Annotated in this window: 20 protein-coding genes, 1 pseudogene and 1 riboswitch; of the genes and pseudogenes, 6 read left to right on the forward strand and 15 right to left on the reverse strand. The window is 37.2% G+C overall.

The window, feature by feature from the left end; genetic code table 11:
- Positions 1–8 precede the first annotated feature (8 nt).
- The 5 genes from M2M59_RS13395 to M2M59_RS13415 all read right to left on the reverse strand — a co-directional run bounded on the left by M2M59_RS13395 (position 9) and on the right by M2M59_RS13415 (position 8194).
- Positions 9–1739 carry a pre-toxin TG domain-containing protein gene (locus M2M59_RS13395; RefSeq protein ID WP_249774828.1) on the reverse strand — a complete coding sequence of 577 codons (1731 nt, stop codon included), beginning with the start codon at positions 1737–1739 and terminating at the stop codon, positions 9–11.
- A 677-nt stretch (positions 1740–2416) separates the two neighbouring features.
- Complete coding sequence (gene abc-f, locus M2M59_RS13400; RefSeq protein WP_249774829.1) at positions 2417–3877, reverse strand: ribosomal protection-like ABC-F family protein; 1461 nt, start codon at positions 3875–3877, stop codon at positions 2417–2419.
- A gap of 380 nt (positions 3878–4257) precedes the next feature.
- Positions 4258–6051, reverse strand: coding sequence for a S9 family peptidase (locus M2M59_RS13405; RefSeq protein WP_249774830.1), 1794 nt, complete (start codon positions 6049–6051; stop codon positions 4258–4260).
- A 572-nt stretch (positions 6052–6623) separates the two neighbouring features.
- Positions 6624–7556, reverse strand: a complete 933-nt coding sequence (locus M2M59_RS13410; RefSeq protein ID WP_249774831.1) for a tetratricopeptide repeat protein — start codon at positions 7554–7556, stop codon at positions 6624–6626.
- A gap of 164 nt (positions 7557–7720) precedes the next feature.
- On the reverse strand, positions 7721–8194 hold the full coding sequence (locus M2M59_RS13415) for a DUF2306 domain-containing protein (protein ID WP_249776023.1): 474 nt from the start codon (positions 8192–8194) through the stop codon (positions 7721–7723).
- Positions 8195–8755: 561 nt separating this feature from the next.
- On the opposite strand from M2M59_RS13415, the gene M2M59_RS13420 reads away from it, so the two are divergent.
- The 4 genes from M2M59_RS13420 (at position 8756) to M2M59_RS13435 (ending at position 12333) form a co-directional block, all read left to right on the forward strand.
- Complete coding sequence (locus M2M59_RS13420; protein ID WP_249774832.1) at positions 8756–10033, forward strand: MDR family MFS transporter; 1278 nt, start codon at positions 8756–8758, stop codon at positions 10031–10033.
- Positions 10034–10089: 56 nt separating this feature from the next.
- Entirely contained in the window at positions 10090–10587 is a 498-nt protein-coding gene (locus M2M59_RS13425) for a phosphotransferase (RefSeq protein WP_249774833.1), read from the forward strand.
- A 500-nt stretch (positions 10588–11087) separates the two neighbouring features.
- Entirely contained in the window at positions 11088–11543 is a 456-nt protein-coding gene (locus M2M59_RS13430; RefSeq protein ID WP_256467915.1) for a phosphotransferase family protein, read from the forward strand.
- A 145-nt stretch (positions 11544–11688) separates the two neighbouring features.
- Positions 11689–12333 (forward strand): hypothetical protein, encoded by a 645-nt coding sequence (locus M2M59_RS13435; RefSeq protein WP_249774835.1) that lies wholly within the window; start codon positions 11689–11691, stop codon positions 12331–12333.
- 129 nt (positions 12334–12462) lie between these two features.
- Here M2M59_RS13435 and M2M59_RS13440 read toward each other — a convergent pair whose 3' ends face one another.
- The 3 genes from M2M59_RS13440 to M2M59_RS13450 form a co-directional block, all read right to left on the reverse strand.
- Positions 12463–13884 (reverse strand): MDR family MFS transporter, encoded by a 1422-nt coding sequence (locus tag M2M59_RS13440; protein WP_249774836.1) that lies wholly within the window; start codon positions 13882–13884, stop codon positions 12463–12465.
- Positions 13885–14026: 142 nt separating this feature from the next.
- Positions 14027–14494 carry a MarR family transcriptional regulator gene (locus M2M59_RS13445; RefSeq protein WP_249774837.1) on the reverse strand — a complete coding sequence of 156 codons (468 nt, stop codon included), beginning with the start codon at positions 14492–14494 and terminating at the stop codon, positions 14027–14029.
- Between the two features lie 335 nt (positions 14495–14829).
- Positions 14830–16836 carry a YhgE/Pip domain-containing protein gene (locus M2M59_RS13450; protein WP_249774838.1) on the reverse strand — a complete coding sequence of 669 codons (2007 nt, stop codon included), beginning with the start codon at positions 16834–16836 and terminating at the stop codon, positions 14830–14832.
- 122 nt (positions 16837–16958) lie between these two features.
- Here M2M59_RS13450 and M2M59_RS13455 point away from each other — a divergent pair, with 122 nt between their 5' ends.
- Positions 16959–17858, forward strand: coding sequence for a LysR family transcriptional regulator (locus M2M59_RS13455; protein ID WP_147197794.1), 900 nt, complete (start codon positions 16959–16961; stop codon positions 17856–17858).
- A 143-nt stretch (positions 17859–18001) separates the two neighbouring features.
- On the opposite strand, the gene M2M59_RS13460 is transcribed toward M2M59_RS13455, so the two are convergent.
- The 7 genes and pseudogenes from M2M59_RS13460 to M2M59_RS13490 form a co-directional block, all read right to left on the reverse strand.
- Entirely contained in the window at positions 18002–19225 is a 1224-nt protein-coding gene (locus M2M59_RS13460) for an MFS transporter (protein WP_249774839.1), read from the reverse strand.
- Between the two features lie 226 nt (positions 19226–19451).
- Positions 19452–19568 (reverse strand): annotated as a pseudogene (locus tag M2M59_RS13465) (hypothetical protein); the annotation flags it as partial.
- Positions 19565–19657 carry a hypothetical protein gene (locus tag M2M59_RS13470; protein ID WP_371923788.1) on the reverse strand — a complete coding sequence of 31 codons (93 nt, stop codon included), beginning with the start codon at positions 19655–19657 and terminating at the stop codon, positions 19565–19567. The pseudogene M2M59_RS13465 and the gene M2M59_RS13470, both read right to left, overlap by 4 nt.
- 31 nt (positions 19658–19688) lie before the next feature.
- Positions 19689–20219 (reverse strand): hypothetical protein, encoded by a 531-nt coding sequence (locus tag M2M59_RS13475; RefSeq protein WP_249774840.1) that lies wholly within the window; start codon positions 20217–20219, stop codon positions 19689–19691.
- An 11-nt stretch (positions 20220–20230) separates the two neighbouring features.
- On the reverse strand, positions 20231–21700 hold the full coding sequence (locus tag M2M59_RS13480; protein ID WP_249774841.1) for an FAD-binding oxidoreductase: 1470 nt from the start codon (positions 21698–21700) through the stop codon (positions 20231–20233).
- Between the two features lie 386 nt (positions 21701–22086).
- A complete protein-coding gene (locus M2M59_RS13485) occupies positions 22087–23034 on the reverse strand; it encodes an ATP-grasp domain-containing protein (protein ID WP_249774842.1) in 948 nt (315 codons plus the stop codon).
- A complete protein-coding gene (locus M2M59_RS13490) occupies positions 23027–24106 on the reverse strand; it encodes an LLM class flavin-dependent oxidoreductase (protein WP_249774843.1) in 1080 nt (359 codons plus the stop codon). Before M2M59_RS13490 ends, M2M59_RS13485 begins: the two co-directional genes overlap by 8 nt.
- 92 nt (positions 24107–24198) lie before the next feature.
- Positions 24199–24312, reverse strand: a riboswitch (SAM riboswitch).
- 259 nt (positions 24313–24571) lie between these two features.
- Here M2M59_RS13490 and M2M59_RS13495 point away from each other — a divergent pair.
- Complete coding sequence (locus M2M59_RS13495; RefSeq protein WP_249774844.1) at positions 24572–25333, forward strand: SDR family oxidoreductase; 762 nt, start codon at positions 24572–24574, stop codon at positions 25331–25333.
- The last annotated feature ends 401 nt before the right edge of the window (positions 25334–25734 follow it).

Raw genomic sequence — 25734 nt, forward strand, 5'->3', positions numbered from 1 at the left:
TCCCTCATTTAATTAATTAATTTTCCATTCTTAAGAATAAAACTTTCCTTTCCAGATACCCTTATACCTTCTTTAACTTCAGTTGTCACTTCAATTGTTAAATTGGGATATTTTTTAGTCAACTGCATAAATATTCCTGCTTCTTTTTTTGGATTAGTCATTCCTTGAGTACATATCGAGCAAACACCTCTTGGATTTGATTGATGTATCGCAAGAGTTCCTTCTACCTTATTTGGATCAATGCCTAATTTTTTGATTTCAATATCAAATTCATTAATAACTCCTTCTTCAGCGTGCTTCATAAATTGTATATGACGCGGATTACTTCCATCATATGGAGCTCTTATATCTCTATTGGGCATTATCACATCTAAATCGGGTAATCCAGCTTCTCTTCGAACCTTAATTGAACTCCCCTCAAAAAGCTTGCCTTTTAATTCTGATATATCAGTTTTTCCCACAGCTATTGTATGTGTCTCAGGTACATTTAATTTTTTACGTAGAACATCTAAATCGGCCCTCCCGATTTCTATTTTACTTATATCCCTACCCGTACCCTTACCAGCCAATACCCCATCCTTCTCGGCCTGTTTGATAGCTAGATACTCATCCGCTTTCGCAGGGAGTTTGCCTGATGGAAGTCCTCGCTCTACACCAGTGACTAGATTCCCAGCGTTTGTTTGAACCGCACGGACTTCGATTGGACGGAGGGCATTGTCGATAAATTTGGCGGATTGGCGGACTGTTTGTTGGCCTGTCTTTGATGTGACTGCAGCGAGAACGGGATGCTTTAAGGTAAATTTCAGCTGATCACCATGGGCTTTTCCTAGATTCCTCGCATGTTCCAGTGTCGACTTTAAGGCAGATCCCCCTGCATTCTCAACTGTTTTATAAGCTGATTTCATTACATTCGCAAGAGCTGGCATATTTTTTAATAAGGCTTTTCCCGCAGCTGCGCCGGCACCCGGCACAATCGCAAATGCCCCTCTTACTAGTCGTTCATTATCAGAGAGTTTTCTGCCGGATATGAGGTCTTCCCCCGTGATAGCTCCGCCGACATCAATGGCCGTATAGGCAGCACCTGCCACGAGCCCAGCGGGCGGACAGACAATCGTTAGGCCTACCACAACCCCTGTAGCAATTAAATTAAACCAAAATTCTTTCTTCTCCTGTCCCGCACGGATTCCTTCATATTCAAAGGCACCACTATTTAAAGCGGCTGTTTCATAATCCTCTTGAGAAGCTTTGACATCTGGGTTTTGCAGCTTCCACGCCTCATATTCAGCTTTCAGGTTATCAGAATACTCCGTGTCCGCTTCATATAAATCAGTTAACTTGATTTCCTTTTTATCATGCCTATAAAAAAAGGGCCCTGTTTGAACGTTAATCGTATTCGCTGTTGTATACGCAGAAACATTCATATCAGCCATCTGTTGCATATATTCATCGATGCTTTTATAGAACGGTTCGTCTACTTTTTCATCTATAATTTTACCAATTCCCTTGGCATAATCATATAATTTTTTGTACTTCTCGCGTATGGATTTCGCTTCTGGTTGGTATGTCTGAGGGCTAAAAGAAATGGCTCTATCGATGTCTTTGTCTGCTATTTCACTCTTAGAATCCTTAAATAGGTCATCTGCATGCTCATACTTATTGTCATATTTGTGTGCTTCATTCACTTTTTCAAGTGCCGAAGCTATACTCTTCCACTTTGACTCTTCATAGAGAATCTTCACCTGCTACACCACCTTATAAAACAACTTAAGATTAATTCCTCAATTGTAAAAAATTTATAAATTAATTTTAAAAAAGGGGCATACAGGCGTCAATGAGCATTATAGGTTATACAGGACCTAAACAAAACACCTCATTTTTTTAATAAAAAATATAAAGTTATTAAAAATATGAAATAAAGATAAAAGGATTCGATTTCTCCTACTAAAAAAAACCTGCATTTGAAATTGCATCATAAGTTTATTGGTATATATCTAATTACTCCTTCTGCTTCTTTTGGTAAATAGGTATTGCAAAAAATAGATCACTAAGTACTTTGCCATCTGAAGTTAAAGAGATCATGTATTAGGTTTTACTTAATTAATCTTGCTTTTGGCTTTTTTTCTTTTCACTGCAGCCTCAAAAAGAACAATAAAGACCACTCCTGCTATGAAAAAGATAAATCCGAGAGGGCTATCTTGATAAATATAAAATATAAACCGATAGGAAAAACAAGAATAAAGATTAACCATTCAAACATAGAGTTTCCTAATAACTTTTTAGATAATAAATTCAATAGAATCAACTCCTTCACAAGATAAAATTATGTAAAGCAATAGTTCATCTAAAAGATGCGATTCAACCCCCTAAATATCTAATACTTATTTTGTTCTATATTAGAAGCAAAACATTTTTAGATTTAATAAGGAATAATTTCTACAACTTTTGAAGCAATTTTCGATAAAAATTTTTCATCGTGCTCAATGAATAACAATGTCGGCTTATATTTCAATATCATGGTTTCAATTTGCTCATGATTAAACACATCTAAATAATTTAAAGGCTCATCCCAAATATAAAATTCGGCAGGAATGCCTAAAGACTTTGCAAGCTCAACCTTTTTCTTTTGTCCGCTACTCATTTGTTCAATCTGAACATCAAACATATCCCTCTCCATCCCTAATAAACGCAAATTAGAGAGAAATAAAGAGTAGTCAATGGCATTTTGACCAGCGAAATTCTTTAATGAACCACTGTTGTTATCATAATTTTGTCGAATAATACTTTTTGATAACTCTTTCGGAATAAATGTTTCACCACTCACACTGCCTGCAAATGGTTGTTTGATAATATAATTCAATATAGATGTTTTGCCACTGCCATTTGGCCCTATAAGTGCCAATTGCTCTCCTTGACATAATTCAAACGTAATAGGTTTAAAAAGCGGTCTATCACCATAGAACAAAGTGAAATTACGCACCCGCAATACTGGAGTCCTGTGGCTAAATAGACAATTGGCAGTTAAATCGCTCACTGTTTCGATATTTTGCAACAGCTTGGTCTTTTCTTCGATTTTCTCTTCCGTACGCTTCGCAATGGCTTGAGATCTCTTCATCATGCGTTTTGCTTGTGCTTTTCCAAATGAATCATTGCCAGATAACTTTTCCTTTTTATTTGCCCAATCTGATTTTTCTCTAGCAGTCTTTTTCAAGCGTTCAATTTCTGATTTTAAGTTTCTATTTTGCTCTATTTCAAATTGGTCTTGAATCATTTTTTGTTGTTCGTACTTTGTAAAGTTTCCTTTTAAAATAGCAAGTTGTCTCTTTTCTATAACAAGAATATGATCCACCACATCATCTACAAAATTTTGGTCATGACTGACAATAATATATCCTTTCTTCTTTTTTAAATAATTTGCCACAATTTTTCGAGTATGAAGATCCAAATGATTCGTCGGTTCGTCTAGAAGAGGATATTTCGATTCTTCACAAAATAATGCAGCTAGTAATACTTTCGTTTGTTCACCCCCAGATAATTGTTCAAATGGTTTCCATAATAATTCTCTGTCTAAGGACAGTAGATGGCATTCGCGTTCCAGCTTCCACAACTCCACTGAAACCAATTCATCAATAGCATAGAAGGTCAATTTTTTCTTGCTCTTGATTTTCAACGGAAAATAAACAAAATCTACATCACTGGTAATCTTACCTGTATAAGAATATTGCTCCATTAGTAATCGTAATAACGTTGTTTTACCCCGACCATTTCTACCAAATAGTCCAAGGCGCCAAGTTGTATCAACTGTAATATTCACATTTTCAAATAAGGGGTGATCTAGAGAATCAAAATTAAAACATACATTTTTCATTTCAATCGGCATTCATTATTACCTCCAATGGGAGAGGTTTTTAGATTATGCATTTAATAATTCCATTACTTAGTAAGATTGCATACGCATAGCCAATAAAAAAACCTCCTGAAAACTTTCAGAAGGATTAGTAAACATACATAAATACGCCAACAAGCGCGTTTCAAGGTATAATAATTGGACAGACTAATCCTATTTCATGTAAATGCGTATACATTTTACCTGTAAAATAGAATTATTTGCTCATCGTCCAACCATCATCCCTTCAATTTTATTATATTATATTTAAAATTATAGGAATCTTCAATCTTCATTTTAAAGGTAATCCAATATGGGCACCTTCTTTACATCAAAGTATCAATTAAAAGCTAATTTCATAGTAGTCATTAAAACTAAACTTTCACCCCAATAAACTGATTAAAGAACGAGAGAATCTTTTGGTATACGGCAATTTCATTTTCTTTTTTCGAGAAGCCGTGCCCTTCATCTTCTAGCAACATATATTCCACATCGCACCCTTTTTCCTGTAAGGCTTTGACGATTTGATCGGATTCTTCTTTTACGACGCGAGGATCGTTTGCACCTTGGATGACAAGCATCGGCTTGGTCATCGTGTCTAGATAGGTAATTGGCGAGTATTCAATCAGCTTTTCTCTATCTTTCTCTGGATTCCCTACCCATTGATCCATAATCGGCTTCCAGTCTTCCGGCACTGATTGAATAAACGAGAATAAATCAGAAGGACCAAAAATGTCAACAACTGCCTTAAAGTAGTCCGCATGGCGTCCATGTAAAAGCAATGCCATATAACCGCCGTAGCTTCCGCCCATCAATAAGATATTCCCTTTTTCTGTATACCCATTGTCGATGAGCCAATCCAAACCTGCGACATTATCGAGACGTGGCCCGTAACCCCAATCTCCTTCCACCATCTTCATGAATTCTAATCCGTAACTTGAAGAACCGCGGAAGTTTGGCGCAAATATACTAAATCCTTGATTCAACATGAATTGGAAAGAAGCTCTGAAAAACTTCCGTTCTGATGCTTGCGGCCCGCCATGCGGCCAGAAGATAATTTCACCATTATCATTTTCTTTTTTCGCCTTGAAAAATAATGCTTCGATTTCAAGCCCATCATAGGACGGGTATGTAATCACGTCAGGCTCGACCATATCATCCTTTTCTACACCCGGCACAGTGTAGTTTGTTAAAGATACCCACTCGTCCTCTACTTTTTTATAAATATTGCGAGGATTTGTGGCGCCTCTTCCTAATAAATACAAAGTGCCTGATTTCTCCACAACCAGCTTTTCAATGACACTAGCAGGCGTCTTTAGCTGATCCCACTCGCCATTTTCTAAATTGTATTCATACAAATGGTCTTCTACACCTTTTTCGCTAGCGATATACAAAAGCTTTCGTTCCTTATCATATTGCAAGCTGCTAAATCCTTCGTTTTCTATTTCTATTATTTTTTTAAATTCTTGCGTATCCAGATTATAAGAAGCCAGGTATGTGAAGTCCGCTTCATAATCCGTCAACAAATAGACCACTGAATCTGATACAAACACGCCATCACTTACAGTATGTTGCTTATCCGTTGGAGGCGTGAGTAAGATATCCTCATCACCACGTTTTGCATACATCAACATATAAGTATTCGCAAACATTTTCAAATAAAGATACGAAGACTCATCTGGACTTTGACTAATCAGATAGGTCGCTCCTCCATTCCCTTCTAAAACCTTCGTTTCTTCCCCTGTTTCTAAATGTAGACAATAGGAATTCAAGTAAGAAGGGTTTTCTTTAGATGATGTATAAAAAAGTTTTTTCCCATCTTCAGATAAAAACGGTTGGAAATTACGCGTATTTTCTTCATGAACGATTTCTTTCATTACCCCGCCTTTTAGAGGAATCCCATAGAATTGAGTATTTTCATTCCCGTCATAATCAAATCCAGCAATAATGAATTTGCTTTGTTTATCATACAAGAGTGCCTGGCAGCTTTGATCAATCGTTGTCAGAGGATAAGGAAATGTATTAGGCAAGTCCATCGCCCATAAATTATACTTTCCACTCAAATTGGTACTGAAAACAATCTGCTTTTCATCAGGGCTGACCGCAAAATCTTCAATCGAAAACGTTCTTAAAAACTGTGAAACATCTGGTTTCGGAAAAGAAATCATTATTAAACACACTCCTCATTATTATATTCGCAAAAATCAGTATATTCTTAATTATAGCAAACATTCCCACTATGACCTTATAAAATTTAAATCTAAGAAAAAAGATATTAAAGGAGACTTTTCTGCATCATATCGATATGCAAAATAATACAGGAATAACCTTAAAATATGACCTTTCTAGAAAATGGTACACCGGACATTTCAAGTATATGATTATATAAAAAGACAAAACTCACTCGAAGCTGAAAGTGAATTTTGTCTTTGTGCTTTAAAATAAAGTTATCTAGAAAACACCCTGTAAACCTGAATTTCACCTTACATTAAAGGATCCCTTTTTGTGAAAAAGGTTGTTCATTTTCTATTCTTGTTCATCCACAATCGCTCCCAATTATGAATACCCTACTAACCAGTATTTATCGATAAATAAAAAGAATCCATTTTGAGAAAGGTTGATCAAAATGCATCCTTTTAAGCAGATTTAAATATCGGTTTTATAAAAAAGCTTGATCATTTTCTATCTGTGTTCCTTCACAATAAGACATAGTTAAGAAGGAAAAGTTTTAATTATTTCTTCAGAAGTCAATCTCTTCTGTTACCTCTTCGTATTCACAATGGTTATGACGTTTACAACCAAACAAATAGCAGCCCCCAGTTATTGAAGGTTCAAATTCTATAGATGGGATTTGTTCAGATGATATTTCGACCATATTCTTATAATCATTTTTGTCTGCAAGTAATTGCTGAATATATTCTTCTTTATCATCTTCTGTCCAATTCTCATCACATTCTTCTTCCTGCGCATTTTTAATCTCTTCGTCCTTTTGCTGAATAGCTTCATATACTACTTCATTGATACGGTTACTATTTTTTGTATTAGAAAGAGAATAGATATACCTAGTAACCCAATAAGGTTCTTTCAAGTATTCTTTCCATCCTTTTTCAAACCAAAAGATCGCTTTCTCAAAACATTCCATTTCAACATACAAATCAGCAACTTCAATTTCCCCTACATAATCATCTGCACCTGGATTAAATGCATCTAATTTCTCTTTTGCTTCTTTTTTCATTCCAAGATCAATTAAACATTTAACATGGCTTAACATCACATCATCAGAATCGCCTGCAACTCGTAGAAAAAAGTTAGAGGCTTCCGTGAAATCTCCAAGATGGTACTTTGCTAAAGCTAAATTATGATAAGCTTCATTGGAAGGTTGAATCGAAATGGATTTCAATAATGTATCTAAAGCAAGTTTCCACTTTTTTTGCCTCAAGTAAATTTCCCCGAGTAAGTTATAAGGGAAATACGTCTTAGGATTCATAGCAATGGCTTCTTCTATTAATTCGAGAGCCTTTTGATCATTCTCTTCCTCGTAGCTGTATATCCAAGCAAGATTATTCAGTGACTGGATATTCCTAGATTCTCTTAGTGCTTTTTGAAAAAGCTCTAAAGCCTCTTCATAGTCATTTTGTTCAAATAGCTCTATTGCCTTTTGGTTAGTATTCAATCGTTTCTCCCAAATTTCCAATGATTTTTATTATATAATATATTTATTCAATGGTCTTTTCCATAAATAAAGACACTCTTCCTTATTGGAGAAAAGCGCCCGATTGTTGAATAAGAAACTCCGGCAATACAGGGTTTTAGACGGCTATAAAATGTAAGAAGCGCTTAAAAATTAACTTCTTTTTTTGGAGCGTATTTTTTACCTACTTTAAATATGAGCGGAGTTCCTATTATTGTAGGTAGAAACCAGAATAACAAAATAGTCAGTTCATTTAAAACTGGTATACTCGGAATATTAACTACTAAAGTTGCAGTTACAATACCTATATAAGAACCTAGCATTGCTCCTATGTGAGCACCTATCCAATTTTTCCACTTCTTCTTGACCGCTAAATAGCCCAATAATGCAAGCCCATAAGAAAACAGAGCGATGTAGAATAAATATTGGCTTTTTTCCCAATGAATTACCGACATAACCAAAGCTGTTATAAATACAAAAACATAAGACCAGTGGTATATCTCGCCAGATACAGTATGTTTCCCTCTCTTCTTTTTAGAAGACATTGCAAATATCCCGCTTATTAAACAAATCATCCCTGTAACTATATGAGTTATTAAAAATACGTTAAACAATAACATCACCTCAATACTTATAACACATATATCTTAAATTTCCTTTTAGTGTAAAGTTAAATATCCTTTAAATCAACAATATTTACGAAAACAGCGATAAAAAAAGAGTAGACGTTTCCGCGTCTACTCTCATGGCTAACAGTATTAGTGTTGTCTTGTAATTATAATGAATTGAGTTTTTGGTGTCCGTACTTAATAAGTACTCACATTATACCCTACTCTTTATTTTTCGCAATACTAAACGTTGGTATTTATGATAAACATGCAACTTTAATAAGAATAGTAAGTAAGAAAGCTATGAAGCTAATACTTACAAATTGCTTTAGGTTGTTCCAGTTCATATGAAATCTCCTATGCAGTCACTCTGAAAACAGTATCAAGGATAATAATAGAAAGAAGGGGTTTTGTTTTCCCCTTCTTTAGCATGTAGAGAAATCTGACCTCTTCAAAAACGGTTGTATGTAGGGAAAGGACATGGTAACTTTTAAAAGTGGGAAAATTTTTAATTAATAGAAATAACGAAAGGATTCCCAATTTGTAAACATCATAGAATTGAGGGAATTACATATGAAATGGAAGGATTGGGACCGCAATTTGAAGGTCCGGCTTTACGGTGAATTTCTAACTAACATGTTACTTTGGATGTTCTTGCCGTATATGGCCATTTATTTTTCAGACCGACTGGGAAAAGGGCTCGCAGGCATCTTACTTATCGTCTCTCAGCTTGTAGGCGTCTTCACCAATTTGATTGGCGGCTATTGCGCCGATAAATTTGGCCGAAAAAGAATGATGTTCATCTCGATGTTCGGCCAAGGGCTTGCTTTCATTGCCTTTGCTTTAGCCAATTCACCATGGCTTCAATCGGCTATGCTCAGCTTTATTTGCTTCTCCATACTTGGTTTCTTCGGTTCCTTTTATATGCCGGCCAGCCATGCGATGGTGGCCGATGTGGTTCCTGAAAAGCATCGCAGCGAGGTGTTCGCTGTTTTCTATACAGCTATCAATATCTCCGTGGTAATCGGCCCCATACTAGGCGGCATCTTTTTCTTCGATCATCGATTCGGACTCTTAATCACAAGTGCCGCAGCCAGCTTTTTTGTCGCTTTTTTAATTTATGCATTCATCAGAGAAACCACGCCGGCATCTCTAGAAGGGTCATCCACATCCAATGAGCAAGCTAGTAATTGGCTCACTGTGATAAAAGAGCAATTGAAGGATTATCAGGTCATTATTAAGGATAAGGTCTTTTTGTTATTTATCATAGGCGGCATTTTCGCAGCGCAAGCTTTTATGCAAATGGATCTATTACTCGCCGTTTACATGAAAGAAATGATTCCCGTACAGAATCTGTTTTCTTTTGGTGATTGGTCCCTTAAAGCTTCAGGAGAGAAGGCATTCGGTTGGGTTGTTGCCGAAAATGGACTGCTCGTTGCCCTCTTTACGGTATTTATTTCAAAATGGATGACGAAATATAAAGAACGCAATGTATTTATCATGTCTTCCTGCTTATACGGCCTAGCTATGCTGATTTTCGGTTATACGACCAGTATTTGGGTGATCATTTTAGGCATGTTTGTTTTCACAACTGCGGAACTAATTGTCGTAGGCATTCAAGATAGCTTTATCGCCAAAATCTCACCGGAGCATATGAGAGGTCAATACTTTGCAGCAGGCAGCCTTCGCTTCACGATTGGTCGAGCGCTTGCACCTATTGCTATTCCGCTGTCAGCTTGGATTGGCTACACATGGACTTTTAATCTATTGGCTTTTTCTACCCTCATCGGAGCATTCGCGTATTTGCTGACTTTTCAGTTGAGTGGAAAAGTAAAGCGAAGTGTGTCATAGAAGGACCCTTGGAGTCTGAGTTCAAAATTTAATAAATGATTGATTGGAGGAAAGGTATGAATTTTAAAGGAAATCTGATCGCTACCGGTAATACTGCCAATCTATATCTATGGAATAATAAAATAGTAAAGGTTTTCAAAGAAAATCTACCACCTACTGAATCATTATATGAAGCTAAGAAACAAGAGTTTGCCTATTCATGTGGGCTGAATGTTCCAAAAGTATTAGAGGTTAGAAAGATAAACGGAATACAGGCAATAATAATGGAATACATCAACGGTGAAACCTTAGGGCATCGTCTATTAAAAAATCAAAATGAGGCTGAGCAATATATTAATGTCCTTGTTAATATTCAAAAAAGAATACATGAAGTCAAGGTAGAATCAGAGGAAATTGAACGTATGGATATAAAAGTTAGCCGTAAGATTGAATCAGCTCCATCCCTAAATCAAAGACAAAAAAAGGCGTTATTTAGTAGGTTAAACTCTTTAAAGTATGAACCCAGATTAATGTCCTTGTTAATATTCAAAAAAGAATACATGAAGTCAAGGTAGAATCAGAGGAAATTGAACGTATGGATATAAAAGTTAGCCGTAAGATTGAATCAGCTCCATCCCTAAATCAAAGACAAAAAAAGGCGTTATTTAGTAGGTTAAACTCTTTAAAGTATGAACCCAGATTAATGTCCTTGTTAATATTCAAAAAAGAATACATGAAGTCAAGGTAGAATCAGAGGAAATTGAACGTATGGATATAAAAGTTAGCCGTAAGATTGAATCAGCTCCATCCCTAAATCAAAGACAAAAAAAGGCGTTATTTAGTAGGTTAAACTCTTTAAAGTATGAACCCAGATTAATGTCCTTGTTAATATTCAAAAAAGAATACATGAAGTCAAGGTAGAATCAGAGGAAATTGAACGTATGGATATAAAAGTTAGCCGTAAGATTGAATCAGCTCCATCCCTAAATCAAAGACAAAAAAAGGCGTTATTTAGTAGGTTAAACTCTTTAAAGTATGAACCCAGATTAATGTCCTTGTTAATATTCAAAAAAGAATACATGAAGTCAAGGTAGAATCAGAGGAAATTGAACGTATGGATATAAAAGTTAGCCGTAAGATTGAATCAGCTCCATCCCTAAATCAAAGACAAAAAAAGGCGTTATTTAGTAGGTTAAACTCTTTAAAGTATGAACCCAGATTATGCCATGGGGATCTGCACCCATTTAATCTAATTATGAACGAAGATGTAGTTAGTATCATTGATTGGGTAGATGCTAGTGCTGGGGATATCCGTGCAGACGTATGTCGTACTTATTTATTATTATCTCAGCATTCCATTGAATTAGCTGAGCTATATTTACACTTATATTGTTGTAATATAAACATATCCAAAAGCGAAATACTCCAATGGTTGCCAATAATTGCAGGAGCCATGTTAGACGAAAACGTATCTTCTTCTGAAGAAAATAAAAGGCTAATGAATATTGTCATTCAAATTTGTGATGGATAATCTGTTTGAGCTTTTAATCTCTTGGCCAACTCTACCCTCATCGGAGCATTCGCGTTTTTGCTGACTTTTCAGTTGAGTGGAAAAGGAAAGCAGCCTATGTCATAAAAAGATGAATACAGCTTATTACACAAGAAGGAGCAATTGAATGGCAGTAGCGATACATTCTACAAATAACCAACATACTTTAAAATCCTACAGTCTTTTTTTCTGTATAGGACTAGCTACCGGGATTATCAGTAGGTTAACAGACTTCTTTCCTTATAATAATCTTTGGAGTCTAAGTTCAATCGCCACATTATATGGCTTCTGGATGGTCACAGTAACATTGGTCATCTACTTTAGTGTCTCAAATATAAATGCGGCTATTAATGTATTCGTATACTTAATGGGTATGAATGTAAGCTTTTACCTTTTAAAATATTTACTCGGCTTTTTCACACCAAGGTTCTACGAAGAAGAATTTCAATGGAATCTTTTTATACTTTATAGCGTTTTTGCTTTAGTATGTAGTGCTATTAGTTACGTACTCTACTATTGGAACAAAGAGAATAGGATCAGCAGTCTTTTATATGCATTGCCTGTAAGTGGGTTAGCTGCGGAAACATTAGCTGTGGGCATCTATCTATACAATCATCATACTTTTTTATTTCAGCTGTTTTTCGATTTCATTAGTTTACTCCTAATAGGCAGCTGGTTTTATCAAAAAGCAAACAATAAACTCATGTATATAGCAACTATCAGCGCCATGACTTTAATCGGCTATCTGTTGGTTTATCATCCTTTTCTCTAAGTGAATATACAAAAAAAGCAACTGAATCAGTCAGTTGCTTTTTTCATAAACTATTGCATCAGAATAACGGTAATTTCAATCCCTTTTCCTTGTTCACTATGCACATGAATTTCAGTGTCCTCATCCCACCTAAGTTCTTTCTAAATCTTTCCTTTTATGTGTAAGGAAGATGCTTGGAATAAAAATGACTATAAGGACAAGTGCGGAAACCAAAAAACCAGCATGATATCCTTTTAATTCATTATTGAGTGTTGGTTGCAAACCTTGTACGGTCGTTGCCACAACTGTTGCAATTAATGCCGAACCAAAGCTTGAACCAATATTTTCAATCATATTGATGCCAACGCCTGCTTCTGGAAGTTCCTTATCGTCGAGACCCGTATAAGCGTCACTCATTAATGGAAGCATTATTCCCCCAACGCTAGTTCCACGAATAAATAATATAATAGAAATCCAAACCAGGCTTGTTTGACCCGTAATAGAGAGAAGCGGAAAGGTTCCAAATAAAGAAAGAACAAGACTAACGATAACAACGTTTCTAGCTCCAATCCTATCAATCATTTTCCCGATTATTGGACGCGCAACAAGCATTCCCACTCCTTGTGGGATTAATGCAAGCGCTGCTTCCATTGCGGTAAAATGCAATATTCGTTGAAAAAACAACGGCAGTATTAACATGGGTCCCATAATAGCAATATTCGCCAAAAACAATCCAGTGCTTGAGGCTAAGAAACTCTTATGCGTAAATAAATTCAGCGGTAGCACAGTTTGATTTTTATTCATTCTATTATATAAGAGATAAATTCCACCAAAAACAAAACCAATCCCAATCCAAAAGATAGTTTTCTCATTGGAGAATGATGCATAGGCTGCTGCTTTTGTTACACCGTAAATCAATGTCGCGCTCATGACAGACAAATTGACAATTCCCCATGCATCCAGTTTGCTCTCTTTATTGAATGGCTCGAAGTCGGGAATTGTTTTCAGCATAAATGGCACAGAAATCAAAATGATAAACACATTAATAAAGAAAATCCAATGCCATGATGCTCCTTGGACTATAAAACCGCCAATCACAGGGCCTAAAATTGGCCCTAAAATCATTGGTGTACTGACGATGGCCATTACTTTTCCTAAATTTTCTGAGCCGGCTGTTTTGACCAATAATGTTGACATAAGCGTTGTAATAATCCCTGCACTGAACCCTTGTAGCAATCGAAAGATGATAAAGCTAGAAATATTCCAACTCAGCCCTGCACAAACAGAAATAAGACCAAAGGCAATAACTGCCCCGATGAAGATATTCTTTCCGTTAAACTTGTTCATAAGCCAGCCAGATACGGGAACGGCAATTGCAAGAGCCAGTATATATCCTGTAATCCCCCACTGGATAGTATCAAGTGTTGTATGAAAATCATTTGTTAGTTTGTCAATTGCAATGTTCACCATGGTAGAGTCAAGCATTGGAGCAATCGCACCAAGCGCAATTGCCCAAGCAGCTGTAAGAATTTCTCTAGGTATTCCTACTTTCTGTGATATGTTTTTGTTCATATATTAAGCCCCTTTAAATTATTTTAGTTTCCACAGAAACAAAAATAACATCATTTTGTTTCCTAGTCAATAAAAATATAATTTAAAAAAACAGTCTTGATCGATGGATCAGACTGTTACAATAAGATTTATGAATAAGCATTTAGTGATGAGGTACGTCTTGTTTCTTTATTTCTTCGTCCAAATGCCTGCTATAGGTTTCCAAAAAACCGAGCATGCTATCAAATTGCGTCTCGGTTAGTTGTTCAAATACAACTTTATCTCGCTCTCGAAATTCATTGTGTAACTCTTCATGTATTGTAAAAATTTCTTTCCCAGATTCAGTAAGCCTAAAATAAATTTCTTTTTTATTATCAAGCTTTTGGTAGCTTTCGATTAGCCCCTTTTCTAAAAGCTTCTTCGTTAATTTGCTTATGGCACCTCTCGTCATATAAAGGGATTCCGCAAGCTGCGTTACATTTGCACTGCCGCTTTTTCCAATTGATTCAATACAATGCACTTCAGAAGGCTTATGTCCCTTCAGGCTCTCTTCCATCTTTGGCTTATTAAGCATCACGATTTTGTTGTATACATCATTGAAATTCATTAAGAGCTGTTTTTCTTTGTTCATTGCCTGCCCCCCGTTAAATTGGTACATCACTTCTATTATAGCTTTTTTTCGTTTTTATTTTTATCAATCAACATAATATTAGTGCAGAATGGCGATTACTTCCTCATTTATAAGCTTTCACTCTATAGATAATATACATAAATGCTTATAATCCAAAACTGAATATTTCGTAGAGTAGATGAATCAGTTTATTGAGAAGTTAGTCGATTGTTTATTGCTGACGTTATGATAGGATTTAACTTTAAATCTTAAATTACTATACACCACTCCTCTCATATAATCTCACGATTGTTTCAAGACAACAAAAAAGAGAAGGCATATGCCCTCCCTTTTCCTTATGAAGTTACGACTTCCTCAGCCGGTTTTTCACGATGTTGAATATGGCTTGCCACCCATGCAATCAAAATAGCTGCAGCAAGGTAAATGACTAAGTAAAGTAATTGAGATTGCAGTTCATGCCAATTTCCTAGAGAAATGACCTCCTGCATACTCTTGAGCGAATGAGCCATAGGCATCCATTGCCCTACCTTGCTTAACAGTGGAGTTCCAAGCTCCATTGGGAATGTCCCACCACAGGTTGCTAGTTGGAAAACAAGGAAAGTAACGGCTAGGAACTTCCCTACTAAACCAAATACAGTAACCAGCATTAAAATAAATGTCATAAAGGTAAAGGAGACAATTACACTAGAAAGCATAAATAGTGGAACACTTGCCACCTCTAGCTTAATGACGCCTAATACAATCGCGTCCACAATCATTGCCTGTATAAAACCAATCGTATAGACAAGCCCCAATTTGTTGATCAAATGATGCGTACCATTTACAATGCGTTCTTTTCTTCTGCCAAGCGGCAGGATGTTTGATGCCATAATACCACCCACATAGAAAGCAAGTGATAGGAAGTAAGGTGCTATGCCCGATCCATAGTTAGGCACGTTAGAAAGACTTGTTTCCTTCAAAATTACTGGCTCAGAAAACATATCCGTCAACGCATCATTATTAGAGATGCCACTTGTTTTTGAAGCAGCAACTTTCAATTTAGAGGAAAGGGTACTAGAGCCATCAGATAATTGGCCCATTCCATCCATTAATTTAGCTGTGCCTTCTTTAAACGGTTTTGTTCCTTCGGCTGCTTTATCGATGGCACTATTTAATGTCGTATAGCCTTTGCTCCATTCTTCGAAGCCATTGCTAAATTTAGTTGTGCCTGCTGCTAATTCACTTGCTCCAGATGCTGCTTTGTCCAAATTAGCAGAAAAACTTTCCATTCCTGCATGAACACTTTCCTGTCCAGCAGTTATCTTTTCAGCTCCCTGTGCAAGCTGTGTTTGTCCTGTTTCAAGCTGTTCAGTTGCCTGTGCAAGTCCAGTTGCCATTGCTTGCATCTTTAGAAATGCTGGGTCCTTCTTCGCATCAGGATGCGATTTTGTATAAGCATCCATTTGCTGCTGCAAAAGCTTTGCCGTGTTATTTGCTTTTGTTTGTCCTTGAAGCAGTTTTTCATTGCTAGAGGACCATTGTTTTGCCCCGTTAGCAACCTGCTGTTCACCAGTCTTCAGCGTATTCATGCCTGCCGACAGTTTTTTGGTGCCATCCGCTAATGAAAGTGAACCCTTTTCCAAGTTGGCTGCACCAGCTGAAAGTGTCTCTTCCCCATTGAGAAGCTTATGGCTACCTGTGGACAATTGATTCATGCCTTGATCAAGCTGGCCAAATCCATTATTCAATTTTGCAACGGCATCTTTAGCATTCGTTATGCCTGTGTGAAGTTCATCTGCTCCGTCTCCAGCTTTCTTTAAACCTTTGCCGAGTGTTTGGAATTTATCAAACACACCTTTTGCATATGTTTTGGTAATACTGTTTGAGATCTTCTCGTTTATTTTTTCTATTGCAGTTGTACTGATCTGCGAAGCTACAAAATTTCCGCCTGGATTTGTCTTTGACAGAAGTTGTGCAGGAACTGGATGTTTATCCATTAGGGTACTAATGTGTTTTGAAAAATCTTCGGGAACGGTAATCACCATATAATAATCCCCATCTTTCAGCCCCTTATTGGCCTTCTCCTCCGAAATAAAGTGGAAATCCAATTCCTTGTTCTCTTTTAATTCCTTTACAAAGTCTTTACCTGCTTTGATATGGTCTTTGCCCATCATAGCACCAGTATCTTTGTTTACTACCGCTACGGGCAAGTTATCTAATTTGCCATAGGGATTCCAATATCCTGCTAAGAAGAATCCGGCATAGATTAAAGGTACAATTAGAAGAAAAATTAATGCAATACGTCCATGAGAATGCTTCCACATTGCCATAAAATCGCGCTTAATCAATTGTAAGCCCTTCAAGTATTATCACATCCTCAATTTTTTTCACCTTACTTATAGTAATTACTTTTATGCATGTTGTATAATACATTATTAATTATTAAATGATAGCTTCAAATCTATATATGAAAGGACTACCATCTTTGGAACTATTACAGCTACATTATTTCCAGACTGTTGCAAGGCTAGAGCATATGACAAAAGCGGCCAAAAAGCTGCAGATTGCCCAGCCCTCTCTCAGTAAAACGATATCAAGATTGGAAGAAGATTTGGGTGCACCTCTATTTAACAGAGAACATCGTCAGATCAAATTAAATGAGTTTGGGAAGTTGTTTTTAAAACGCGTTGATAGAGTATTTTTGGAGTTAAATGAAGGGAGGAAGGAAATTTTAGAGCTCTCCAATCAGCAGGAAAGCAAGATTACACTGGCTGTTACCATTCCACGCGTTCTACCTGATCTTCTAAAGAGCTTTTTATCTCATTATCCGAATGTAAAATTCCAGCAGTTTCTACAGCCTTCCTCTTTCGTAAAGGGACAATTAGTGGAAGGGAAAATCGATTATTGCCTATCTTCCATTCCTATTGACGCCCCAGATATCGTATGGGAACCGCTGATCACGGAAGAAGTCTATCTCATCGTACCACCCGGGCATCCTTTTTCAAATCGAGATACGATTAAACTAGAGGAAGCAAAAAATGAATCCTTTATTCAAATGCATACTGGCTATGGATTCCGTAATTTAACGGACCAGTTTTGCTACGAAGCAGGGTTCACTCCTCATATCGCCTTTGAAGGTGATGATCCTACGGTGATTGGTGACTTGGTGAAACAAGGATTAGGTATTGCCTTTATTCCAGAAATGACTTTGCTTCATCAATTTGGTCAATTCCCACATAGCCTTCGCATTACAGAGCCTCATTGTCTACGGACAATCGGGCTAGCTTGGTCTAAAAGCAACTATCTGTCAGAGACTGCACAGCAATTTAGAGAATTTGTGAAAGACTATTTTAACGTTTTGTCTACTAGGCTTAAAAAGGATTGAAATCTTAGCACTATGCTAAATAAAAAAACCCCCTACAGTTAGGGGGCTTAAAAAATCTATTTAAGTGTTGAATTTGGTATTTATTAACCTTCGTAATTGGCAAAGGCACTCACTACGTATAGTCGAGATTTGATTTTAGCTTTTTAATTGGCTTCTTTCAATCCAGACCCATTTGATACTTCTTCCACTCTCTTACTTTTCCATATCAACGTAAAGGCTAAGCCTATTAGCATAAATATACCGGCGATAATATATGGGAAGTTAATGTTGATGTCGAATAAGAAACCACCTAGAGCGGGGCCAAATATATTTCCTAGACTTGTATACGTCGAGTTCATACCAGCGACAAACCCTTGTTGATTGCCCGCTGCTTTAGATAAAGATGTAGTTAGTGCTGGACGCAGTAAATCAAAGGCTAGGAATATGATACAAGTGACAATTAGGACGGTTATAAATCCAGAAATCATAGTAGAAACGAAGGCTAAAATAGCACCTACGATTAAACAAAGCTGGATCAGCCCTTTTTCTCCGAGTTTCTCAACCAATTTTCCAAATAGCACGATTTGAACGATGACAGCGACAATTGAGCTAAGCGTAATAATCGTTGCAATATCCTTAGCTGTAAAACCGAATTTATGATCTGAGAACAAGCTAAAAATGGTTTCATAGGCTGATAAGCCAAACGCCAAAACGAAGACAATAATAAATGCAACTAAGTAAATCGGCTTGACTGATTCCTTTAAATCTTTAAAGAATGTAGTCTCTTTACCCTTTGATAAATTGATTTTGCGCTCTTCTTTTGATATGGGTTCCTTTAATATGAAGGTTGAAGAAACGGCTGCGAGGAGTGCGATCGCTGCAGCAAAGAAGAATGGCATACGAATGCCCATATCAGCAATAAACCCACCAATACCCGGTCCAATAATAAATCCAGTACTAATCGCAGCTGACACATAGCCCATTGCTTTTGGTCTTTCCTCAAGACTTGTAATATCCGCTATATAGGCTGTAACAGCAGGCATAATAAATGCCGCACTAATGCCGCCCAATGCTCTTGATATATATAAAATGAAGATGTTCGTTCCTAATCCAAAAATAAGCTCTGATAAACTGAAAATAAATAAACCTGAAACAATCATGATTTTTCTTCCCAGATTATCAACCCACCTACCTGCAAAAGGCGAAACAATCAATTGCGATACCGCAAACACGGCTACGAGGGTTCCCATAGAACCACCTGACAAATGCATGTAATTCATGAATGATGGCATGACTGGAATAATCAATCCAACTCCAAGAAATGCGATAAAAATATTACTTAACAATATAACAATAACCATTTTTTGATCTTTCATTGATTTCACCATAAAATTCCCTCTTCTATCTCCTTTTTCATTCAATTCCTAAAATGTTTGTTGCTTTTAAATAGCCATGCCATTTCCCTAGTTACTTACTTATTATTCTCCTTACTTATATCCTAAGGTGTATAGTAACCATATAGTCAAACATATATTTCATTCATTAGGTAATTTATTTCATCAAAAAAGGCAGTGCAGATTTTTCTGCATTGCCTTTTATTATCTAGCTATCTTTTTATCCCTTTTTATTCAGCATCGGGATGTGTACATTTTTTTCTTTCGCCGTTTGGATGGCGATATCCTAACCCGCATCTGCGTGGCGAACAACGCCCAGGCCAGGATCTGAGCTCAATTCCCCATTCGAACCATTTCATTTACTTTTAAAGCGAAGCGATGACGATCGCCATATTCTAGCCAGCAAATACGAGCTGGCACCCCCACCGAATCCCCAAGGAACTTATGATTGACCCGATTAAACCTTTTTAGATAAGCGAAATTTTCTTTTACAAATAAGCTCCCACAAGCTGCACAAACACAACAAAAAACCAAAAATTGTAATATATACAACGGGAGAAATTATTTTAATAAAGGTAAAACCAATCATCATGAACCCGACGATTAAATAATGGTGAACAGCATGTAAATGATATGTTTCTTGTTCAGAATGCCATGCACGAAAGTAACCCTGTAATACACCAAGAAAAACTTGCAACAGCGCTACCGCGTAAGGAAGGCTTTCAGACCACTGATTGATACTGCCAACTAGAAGGTACACAACGCCCATTCCTCCATACACCAAAATGATATAAGACTGGTCCTTATTCTTTTTCGACTGAAAGATTTGGTACCCCCAAGCAGCCGCAAACGAAAATGCAGCAAAGAACCAGGCAAATAAAGTGAATGTCAACGATACTTCCTTCAGCCAAACAATATAATAAGGAAAAATAATGGCCTGTCCTACTGTTGCCACAAGCGGGATTACGCCTGCATTTTTATGATTCATGTTCTACTCCTTCACTTTACGTAGTGTTCATAAAACAAATTCTGAAAGACGTGATTTGGATCCCTCTTCTGCTTTTCGTCAGCAAAATTTTGCCACTTAGGATAAGACTTCCTAAATTGTTTCTTTGTTTGATACCGGTAATAAGGCAGGTAATAGGTCCCTCCATATTTGAGCGTTAAGTTTGTCCACTTCTGGATGAGCGATGTGGCGTTTTCTATTTCTTTTTCCTTTAATCCATGCTGTATTAGTACTACAAGACCAAACATATCTTCTTTGGCGTAATTCAACGACGTTAAGTTGTCATTCGCCGCATATCGAACCGTAATGTTATGAACTTTGAAATCCTCTTTTTTGTCGTTCATTGGAATAACCTGCTTTAACTCATTTATATAGTCTTCGTAGGCTTGAACTGGTACAAAGAATTCTTGAAGCACTTCCACCCGACCAGGCTTCGTATATTCCATGAATGTAGATTCCGAGCGCATGGCGTTATTCCGCGTAATCTCTTTTCCATCAAGTGAACTGATATATATTTTTTGTGATTTCCAAAATAAATCCTCTAAAGTACCGCCTCTTCGTCCCAAATCAAGGGCGAGTTTGGATAGACGGACACCTTGTTCTTTTTTGAGTAAAGTTTTCTGCGCCTGTTTACCAGTGTAGTTATAATCGATGACATACATTTCGTCTAAAAAGGAGCTTGGCGCCACACTCACTCGGGCATAATGCATTGCTGTATTATTTTGATTCATTAATCGATTGAAATAGGATTCATACTCGCTAGTCTTCAACTTTTGTGTATGGATGGTGTATAGATCATCTTCCGTCAATTCTAATGTTACATCTAAAATTACACCGAATAATCCATATCCGCCAAATACGTACTTCATCCATTCACCTGGATCATCCCGAGTAATTTTCTTTATTTCACCTTTTGGGGTTAATAACGTCATTTCTTTGACTGTTTCTGCTAAAGGACCGAAGCGGATATCCCGCCCATGTGCATTTACTGAAAGGGAACCGCCAATTGTAAAAATGGACTGAGACTGTGTCACTTTCAAGGCTAAACCATATGGGAGTATTGCCTCTTGGACATTTTCCCAAGTAGCTCCTGCTTCTACTCGAATCTTTTTTTCCTGCTTGTTAATTTCTAGTATCCTGTTGAAAGTCCGCATGTCGAGAACAACACCATCTTTATAATATGTATGACCCCCTTGCGAATGCTGCAACCCAGCAATTGAGATCTTCTGGCCGTTCTTATTTGCCTCTTTTACAATCCTTTGCAAATCATTTCGGTTTTCCGCAGTCACGACCTTTTCAACACGTTCAGGAAGAAGGCCCGTGTAGTCTGTTACTAAACCGCTTTGGGAAATCCCATACTTTCTTTTCTCAATAGGGATGTTCCATAAGATCGCGCCCACGAACAGAACAACTATACTCCCTAGAAACCACGGTTTTTTGAGTAGCTCGGTTATCTTTCGCATAGCAACTCCTCCCTGTCATACTGTGAGCTGGAATAATAATACGTTCATTATACAATGTCAGCTATGGAAAAAACCCGGTTATTTTCATAACATGCGCAAGATATTCAAACAATAGTTTATAAATCCATTGAAAATATACTAAAACATCATATAATCAAAATCAGTTTAAGAAACCTGCACTTTTATATTGATTTAACTTCTTCTAAAAATGTTTACTTCAGACAATCCCACAGAAAAAGCGTTGTCCTCGCAAAGCTACTAAATTAGTGCCGTTTAAATCTTGTACTGCAATTGTTTTGCTTTGAAAAAGCAAAAAAAAAACGGCCTCAGCCGTTTTTTATTGTCCAATTGATTTGGCCATACGCAAGCCAAGATTAACTCGCTACCTAAACAGTCACTTCCAATTTTTTAAGCTCTCCACCTAAATACTTAGCAATTTCAAGCATTCCATAAATATCTCCGTTGGCTTCCGCTTCACTGTTGTAATTGGTATTCGTGTTAATATCATATGTGTAAATTTGGCCCTCTTTATCTTGGATAAACTCTATACCCACGATTTTAATATCATTGGCTGCTAGCAGACGTTCATATTTCTCAAAAATAGGATGTTCAAACCCTTCTCTAATCTGGAATTTTGCAGGTTTGGCGCTTTCTTCTCCAACAGGGCAGAAAAGATCATCAATTGCACATGCATCGGCAGGACATAATTCAAAGCCTTCAGAAGTGTCCACCCGAACAGCATAAAAATACTTTCCACCAATAAATTCACTACGTGTAATAAAAGCCTCAGGAGACTCGATATATTCCTGCAGCAATGTAATTCCATCGACTGGTTCCTCAAAGCTATCACTATCAATATAGTTTTGCAGAGCATCTACAGACGTAAAAAGCTGTACCCCAAGCCCTTTTCCAGCTCGGTTATGCTTTGTTATAAATTTCTTTGTGCCAAATTCCTCCGCTGCTTTAAGAATTTCTTCTCTTCCTACTGCAGCAATTGTTTTCGGTGTTTTGATGCCGTACTTCTCTAGTTCTAAGTACTGTAAGACCTTACTTACCTCTAGCTGAAGGGCACGGCTTCCATTGATCACTACTCTGCCATGGTGCTCCAACCAAGAGAGAACAGCACTTGTTAACTCTGGAGCAAAGCGGTTGCCTCGTGTATGAGATGAAGCACTCATGCGATTGTAAAAAATCCCTTCAGGTGGAACAGACGTAAGATCAACTGTCCCTCTTACAAGATTCCAATCTTCATAAGGAAGTTCTAACTCTTCTAATCTTTTAAATAGATGTTCTGTCCATTCACTATTCTCATGAATTACGTATATTTTAGACATGATATTCCTGCCCCCTGCTTTTGTTTTCTATGATTGTGGATTTTAATTCTTCCACTTTCGGCATAACCTGTTTCGAAAAGCGTCCTAGTTCCTCTAGCTGTGGAGAACATTGTAATAATAGTAAATCAACTCCAGCTTCCTCAAAGGCTATAATTTGATTTGCAATGTGCTCAGGTGTGCCAACTAAATTCGGTCGGATTCCGCGATTAGATACTGAATAATCCTGTAACTGAATTTGATGTTCAAGCTCTGACTTAGATGTAAAGTCTTTAAAGCCTGCATATCCACTTAGATTGCTCACCGTTGTAATTCGTTTTAACTCTTCCTGCGCTTCTTCCTCCGTATCACGGCAAATCACATAGGCTGCCATTCCAATGGTTTTAAAGGGCTCACGACCAGCTTCTTCTCTACGCGTCTTCATATCAGAAATCTTAGCCTTCGCTTCCTCCACTGTATGACCATGAATGACATAAGCATCACACAATGATGAAATGATTTGTTTGCCTTTTTCACTTTCACCGCCAGCATATAAAATCGGATGAGGACGTTGCACTGGTTTAGGCGAAAGCTTTGCCTGATCTATTTGATAAAACTTCCCCTGATATGAAAATGTATCTTCCGTCCATAAGCCTTTCAAAATTTCAATAAACTCTGCCGTTCTATCATAGCGCTGGTCATGTTCAGTAAAATCGCCGCCATATTGCTTCGCCTCCTCAGCCCACCAACCCGAAACTACATTTAATGTGAAACGCCCCTTGCTAATATGGTCAATAGTTGCCGCCATTTTCGCAGTTACAGCAGGATTATGAAATACGGGGCGAACTGCTGCCATGATCTCAATTTTTTCTGTTACTGCTGCCAAAGCTGTCGCCGTAGACCATGCCTCTAACGAATCTTTGTCAGTGCCTTTAATATCATTTAAGTATAGTTCCGCGATTAATGTTGTATCATATCCCCACTTTTCTGCTGATTGAATGATTGTTTTCGCATACTCATACGTGGGTGGCATATTTTCTTCCTCTACATTTCTCAACCAACCACCAAAAATAGGCAACCAAAATCCGTACTTCATTTCTCCACTCCTTTTCCCCAGCTATTTATAACAAATAAAAAAGTCTCCTCCCGAGATAGGGAAAGAGACTTTTAACAAAACAAGTTTGTCTTCTCCTATCTTCCAAGCTATATGCCTGATGGAATTAGCACAGTATTCTACTACATTAGCAGAACCTGTTGCTGAGGTTTCAAAGGGCCATGTCCCTCCACCTCTCTGGATAGATTGAATTATTTGATTTTTGAAATTTCAAATTAAAATGAATATTACCCATAATATGAACCATTGTCAATAGATTATGCCATTAATCCTAACTAAGTTAATAAGAAAAGGAGGTTTATGATTATTTCTAAGCATTTGAACGATGTTAATCCCTATAGTTAGTGGGTAGTATTAGGATATACTACCATGGGCTACTGAAAAATTGTCAGTACAGCATCCTGTATTTTTATCAGAACCACATGCTATTAGAAAAGAGGAATAACATTGAAACTTTCAGGAAATACAATCCTTATCACAGGCGGAAGTTCTGGAATTGGCTTAGCTTTTGCAGAAAGATTTTTAAAAGCAGGAAACAAAGTGATCGTTACAGGACGGAGAGAAAATGTTCTTCAGCAGGCAAAAGAAAAATTTCCAGAGCTGATCATTCATCAAAGCGATGTAAGCAGTGAATTTGAGCGCATTTCCCTATTCGAATGGGTAACAGAAAACTATCCCGAAGTGAATGTGTTAGTGAACAACGCAGGAATGCAACAACGTTTTAACATATTAAAAGCAGATGCAAAGAACGATTGGGCTTATTTCAATCAAGAAATTACGACCAACATTGAAGCGCCATTCCATATAACGATGCTTTTTGCACCCTATTTCGCTAAAAAAGAAGAAGCCACTTTTATTAACATTACATCTGGGTTAGCTTTTACCCCGATGGTTATCGCGCCAATCTATTCAGCTACAAAAGCAGCATTCCACTCCTTTACGATGAGCTTACGTCACCAACTTGCCGAAACAGGTGTAGAAGTGATTGAAGTTGCCCCTCCAGCAGTCAACACAGACCTAGGCGGTGCCGGACTGCATACAAATGGAGAGCCATTAGACGAATTTGCAGATGGCATTTTCAAAGGCTTACAAGAAGGCGAACAAGAAATCGGGTACGGCTCTTCCGTTGAACGACTCCGCATGCCACGAGATAAGTCAGATGAGCACGTAGCCAATATGTATAATGCCATGAAACATACTATTGAATAACATGCTTGAATTAAAAAAGAAAAACTCGCCGCAATCGGCGAGTTTTTTTCTGTAATAGTGGTAAACCAATTCAAAGTATTTTAAGAATCACGGACATGAGTACAGATCAAAAACCGTTTACTTCATAGAATACTAATGTGTGAGATACACAATAACAAAAGAGCGGTAAACAGCACGGCAAACAAGATGCTCTAGCGAAAACAAAAATAGTTGCTACTGTAGAAGCATTATCTAATCGCATTCAATATGTAGTGAATGATTTTGTAAGAATTAAAGCAGTATCTAATAAAATACGTGGTCGTGATAACGCTCTTGCACAAAACATTTAAGAAAATGTGTAAACAATGTCAACCCATTCATTCAAATACCATCTCATCCCATTCAGATTATCATCTTATCTA

This window comes from Rummeliibacillus sp. G93, assembly GCF_023515935.1.
GTDB lineage: Bacteria > Bacillota > Bacilli > Bacillales_A > Planococcaceae > Rummeliibacillus > Rummeliibacillus stabekisii.

Coding starts and splice junctions, on each gene's coding strand:
- M2M59_RS13435 (WP_249774835.1), top strand. CDS start 11,689: ATGGCAGTAGCGATACATTCTACAAATAACCAACATACTTTAAAATCC.
- M2M59_RS13445 (WP_249774837.1), bottom strand. CDS start 14,494: ATGAACAAAGAAAAACAGCTCTTAATGAATTTCAATGATGTATACAAC.
- M2M59_RS13425 (WP_249774833.1), top strand. CDS start 10,090: ATGAATTTTAAAGGAAATCTGATCGCTACCGGTAATACTGCCAATCTA.
- M2M59_RS13460 (WP_249774839.1), bottom strand. CDS start 19,225: ATGGTGAAATCAATGAAAGATCAAAAAATGGTTATTGTTATATTGTTA.
- M2M59_RS13420 (WP_249774832.1), top strand. CDS start 8,756: ATGAAATGGAAGGATTGGGACCGCAATTTGAAGGTCCGGCTTTACGGT.
- M2M59_RS13485 (WP_249774842.1), bottom strand. CDS start 23,034: ATGTCTAAAATATACGTAATTCATGAGAATAGTGAATGGACAGAACAT.
- M2M59_RS13440 (WP_249774836.1), bottom strand. CDS start 13,884: ATGAACAAAAACATATCACAGAAAGTAGGAATACCTAGAGAAATTCTT.
- M2M59_RS13415 (WP_249776023.1), bottom strand. CDS start 8,194: ATGTTATTGTTTAACGTATTTTTAATAACTCATATAGTTACAGGGATG.
- M2M59_RS13475 (WP_249774840.1), bottom strand. CDS start 20,219: ATGAATCATAAAAATGCAGGCGTAATCCCGCTTGTGGCAACAGTAGGA.
- abc-f (WP_249774829.1), bottom strand. CDS start 3,877: ATGCCGATTGAAATGAAAAATGTATGTTTTAATTTTGATTCTCTAGAT.
- M2M59_RS13405 (WP_249774830.1), bottom strand. CDS start 6,051: ATGATTTCTTTTCCGAAACCAGATGTTTCACAGTTTTTAAGAACGTTT.
- M2M59_RS13490 (WP_249774843.1), bottom strand. CDS start 24,106: ATGAAGTACGGATTTTGGTTGCCTATTTTTGGTGGTTGGTTGAGAAAT.
- M2M59_RS13480 (WP_249774841.1), bottom strand. CDS start 21,700: ATGCGAAAGATAACCGAGCTACTCAAAAAACCGTGGTTTCTAGGGAGT.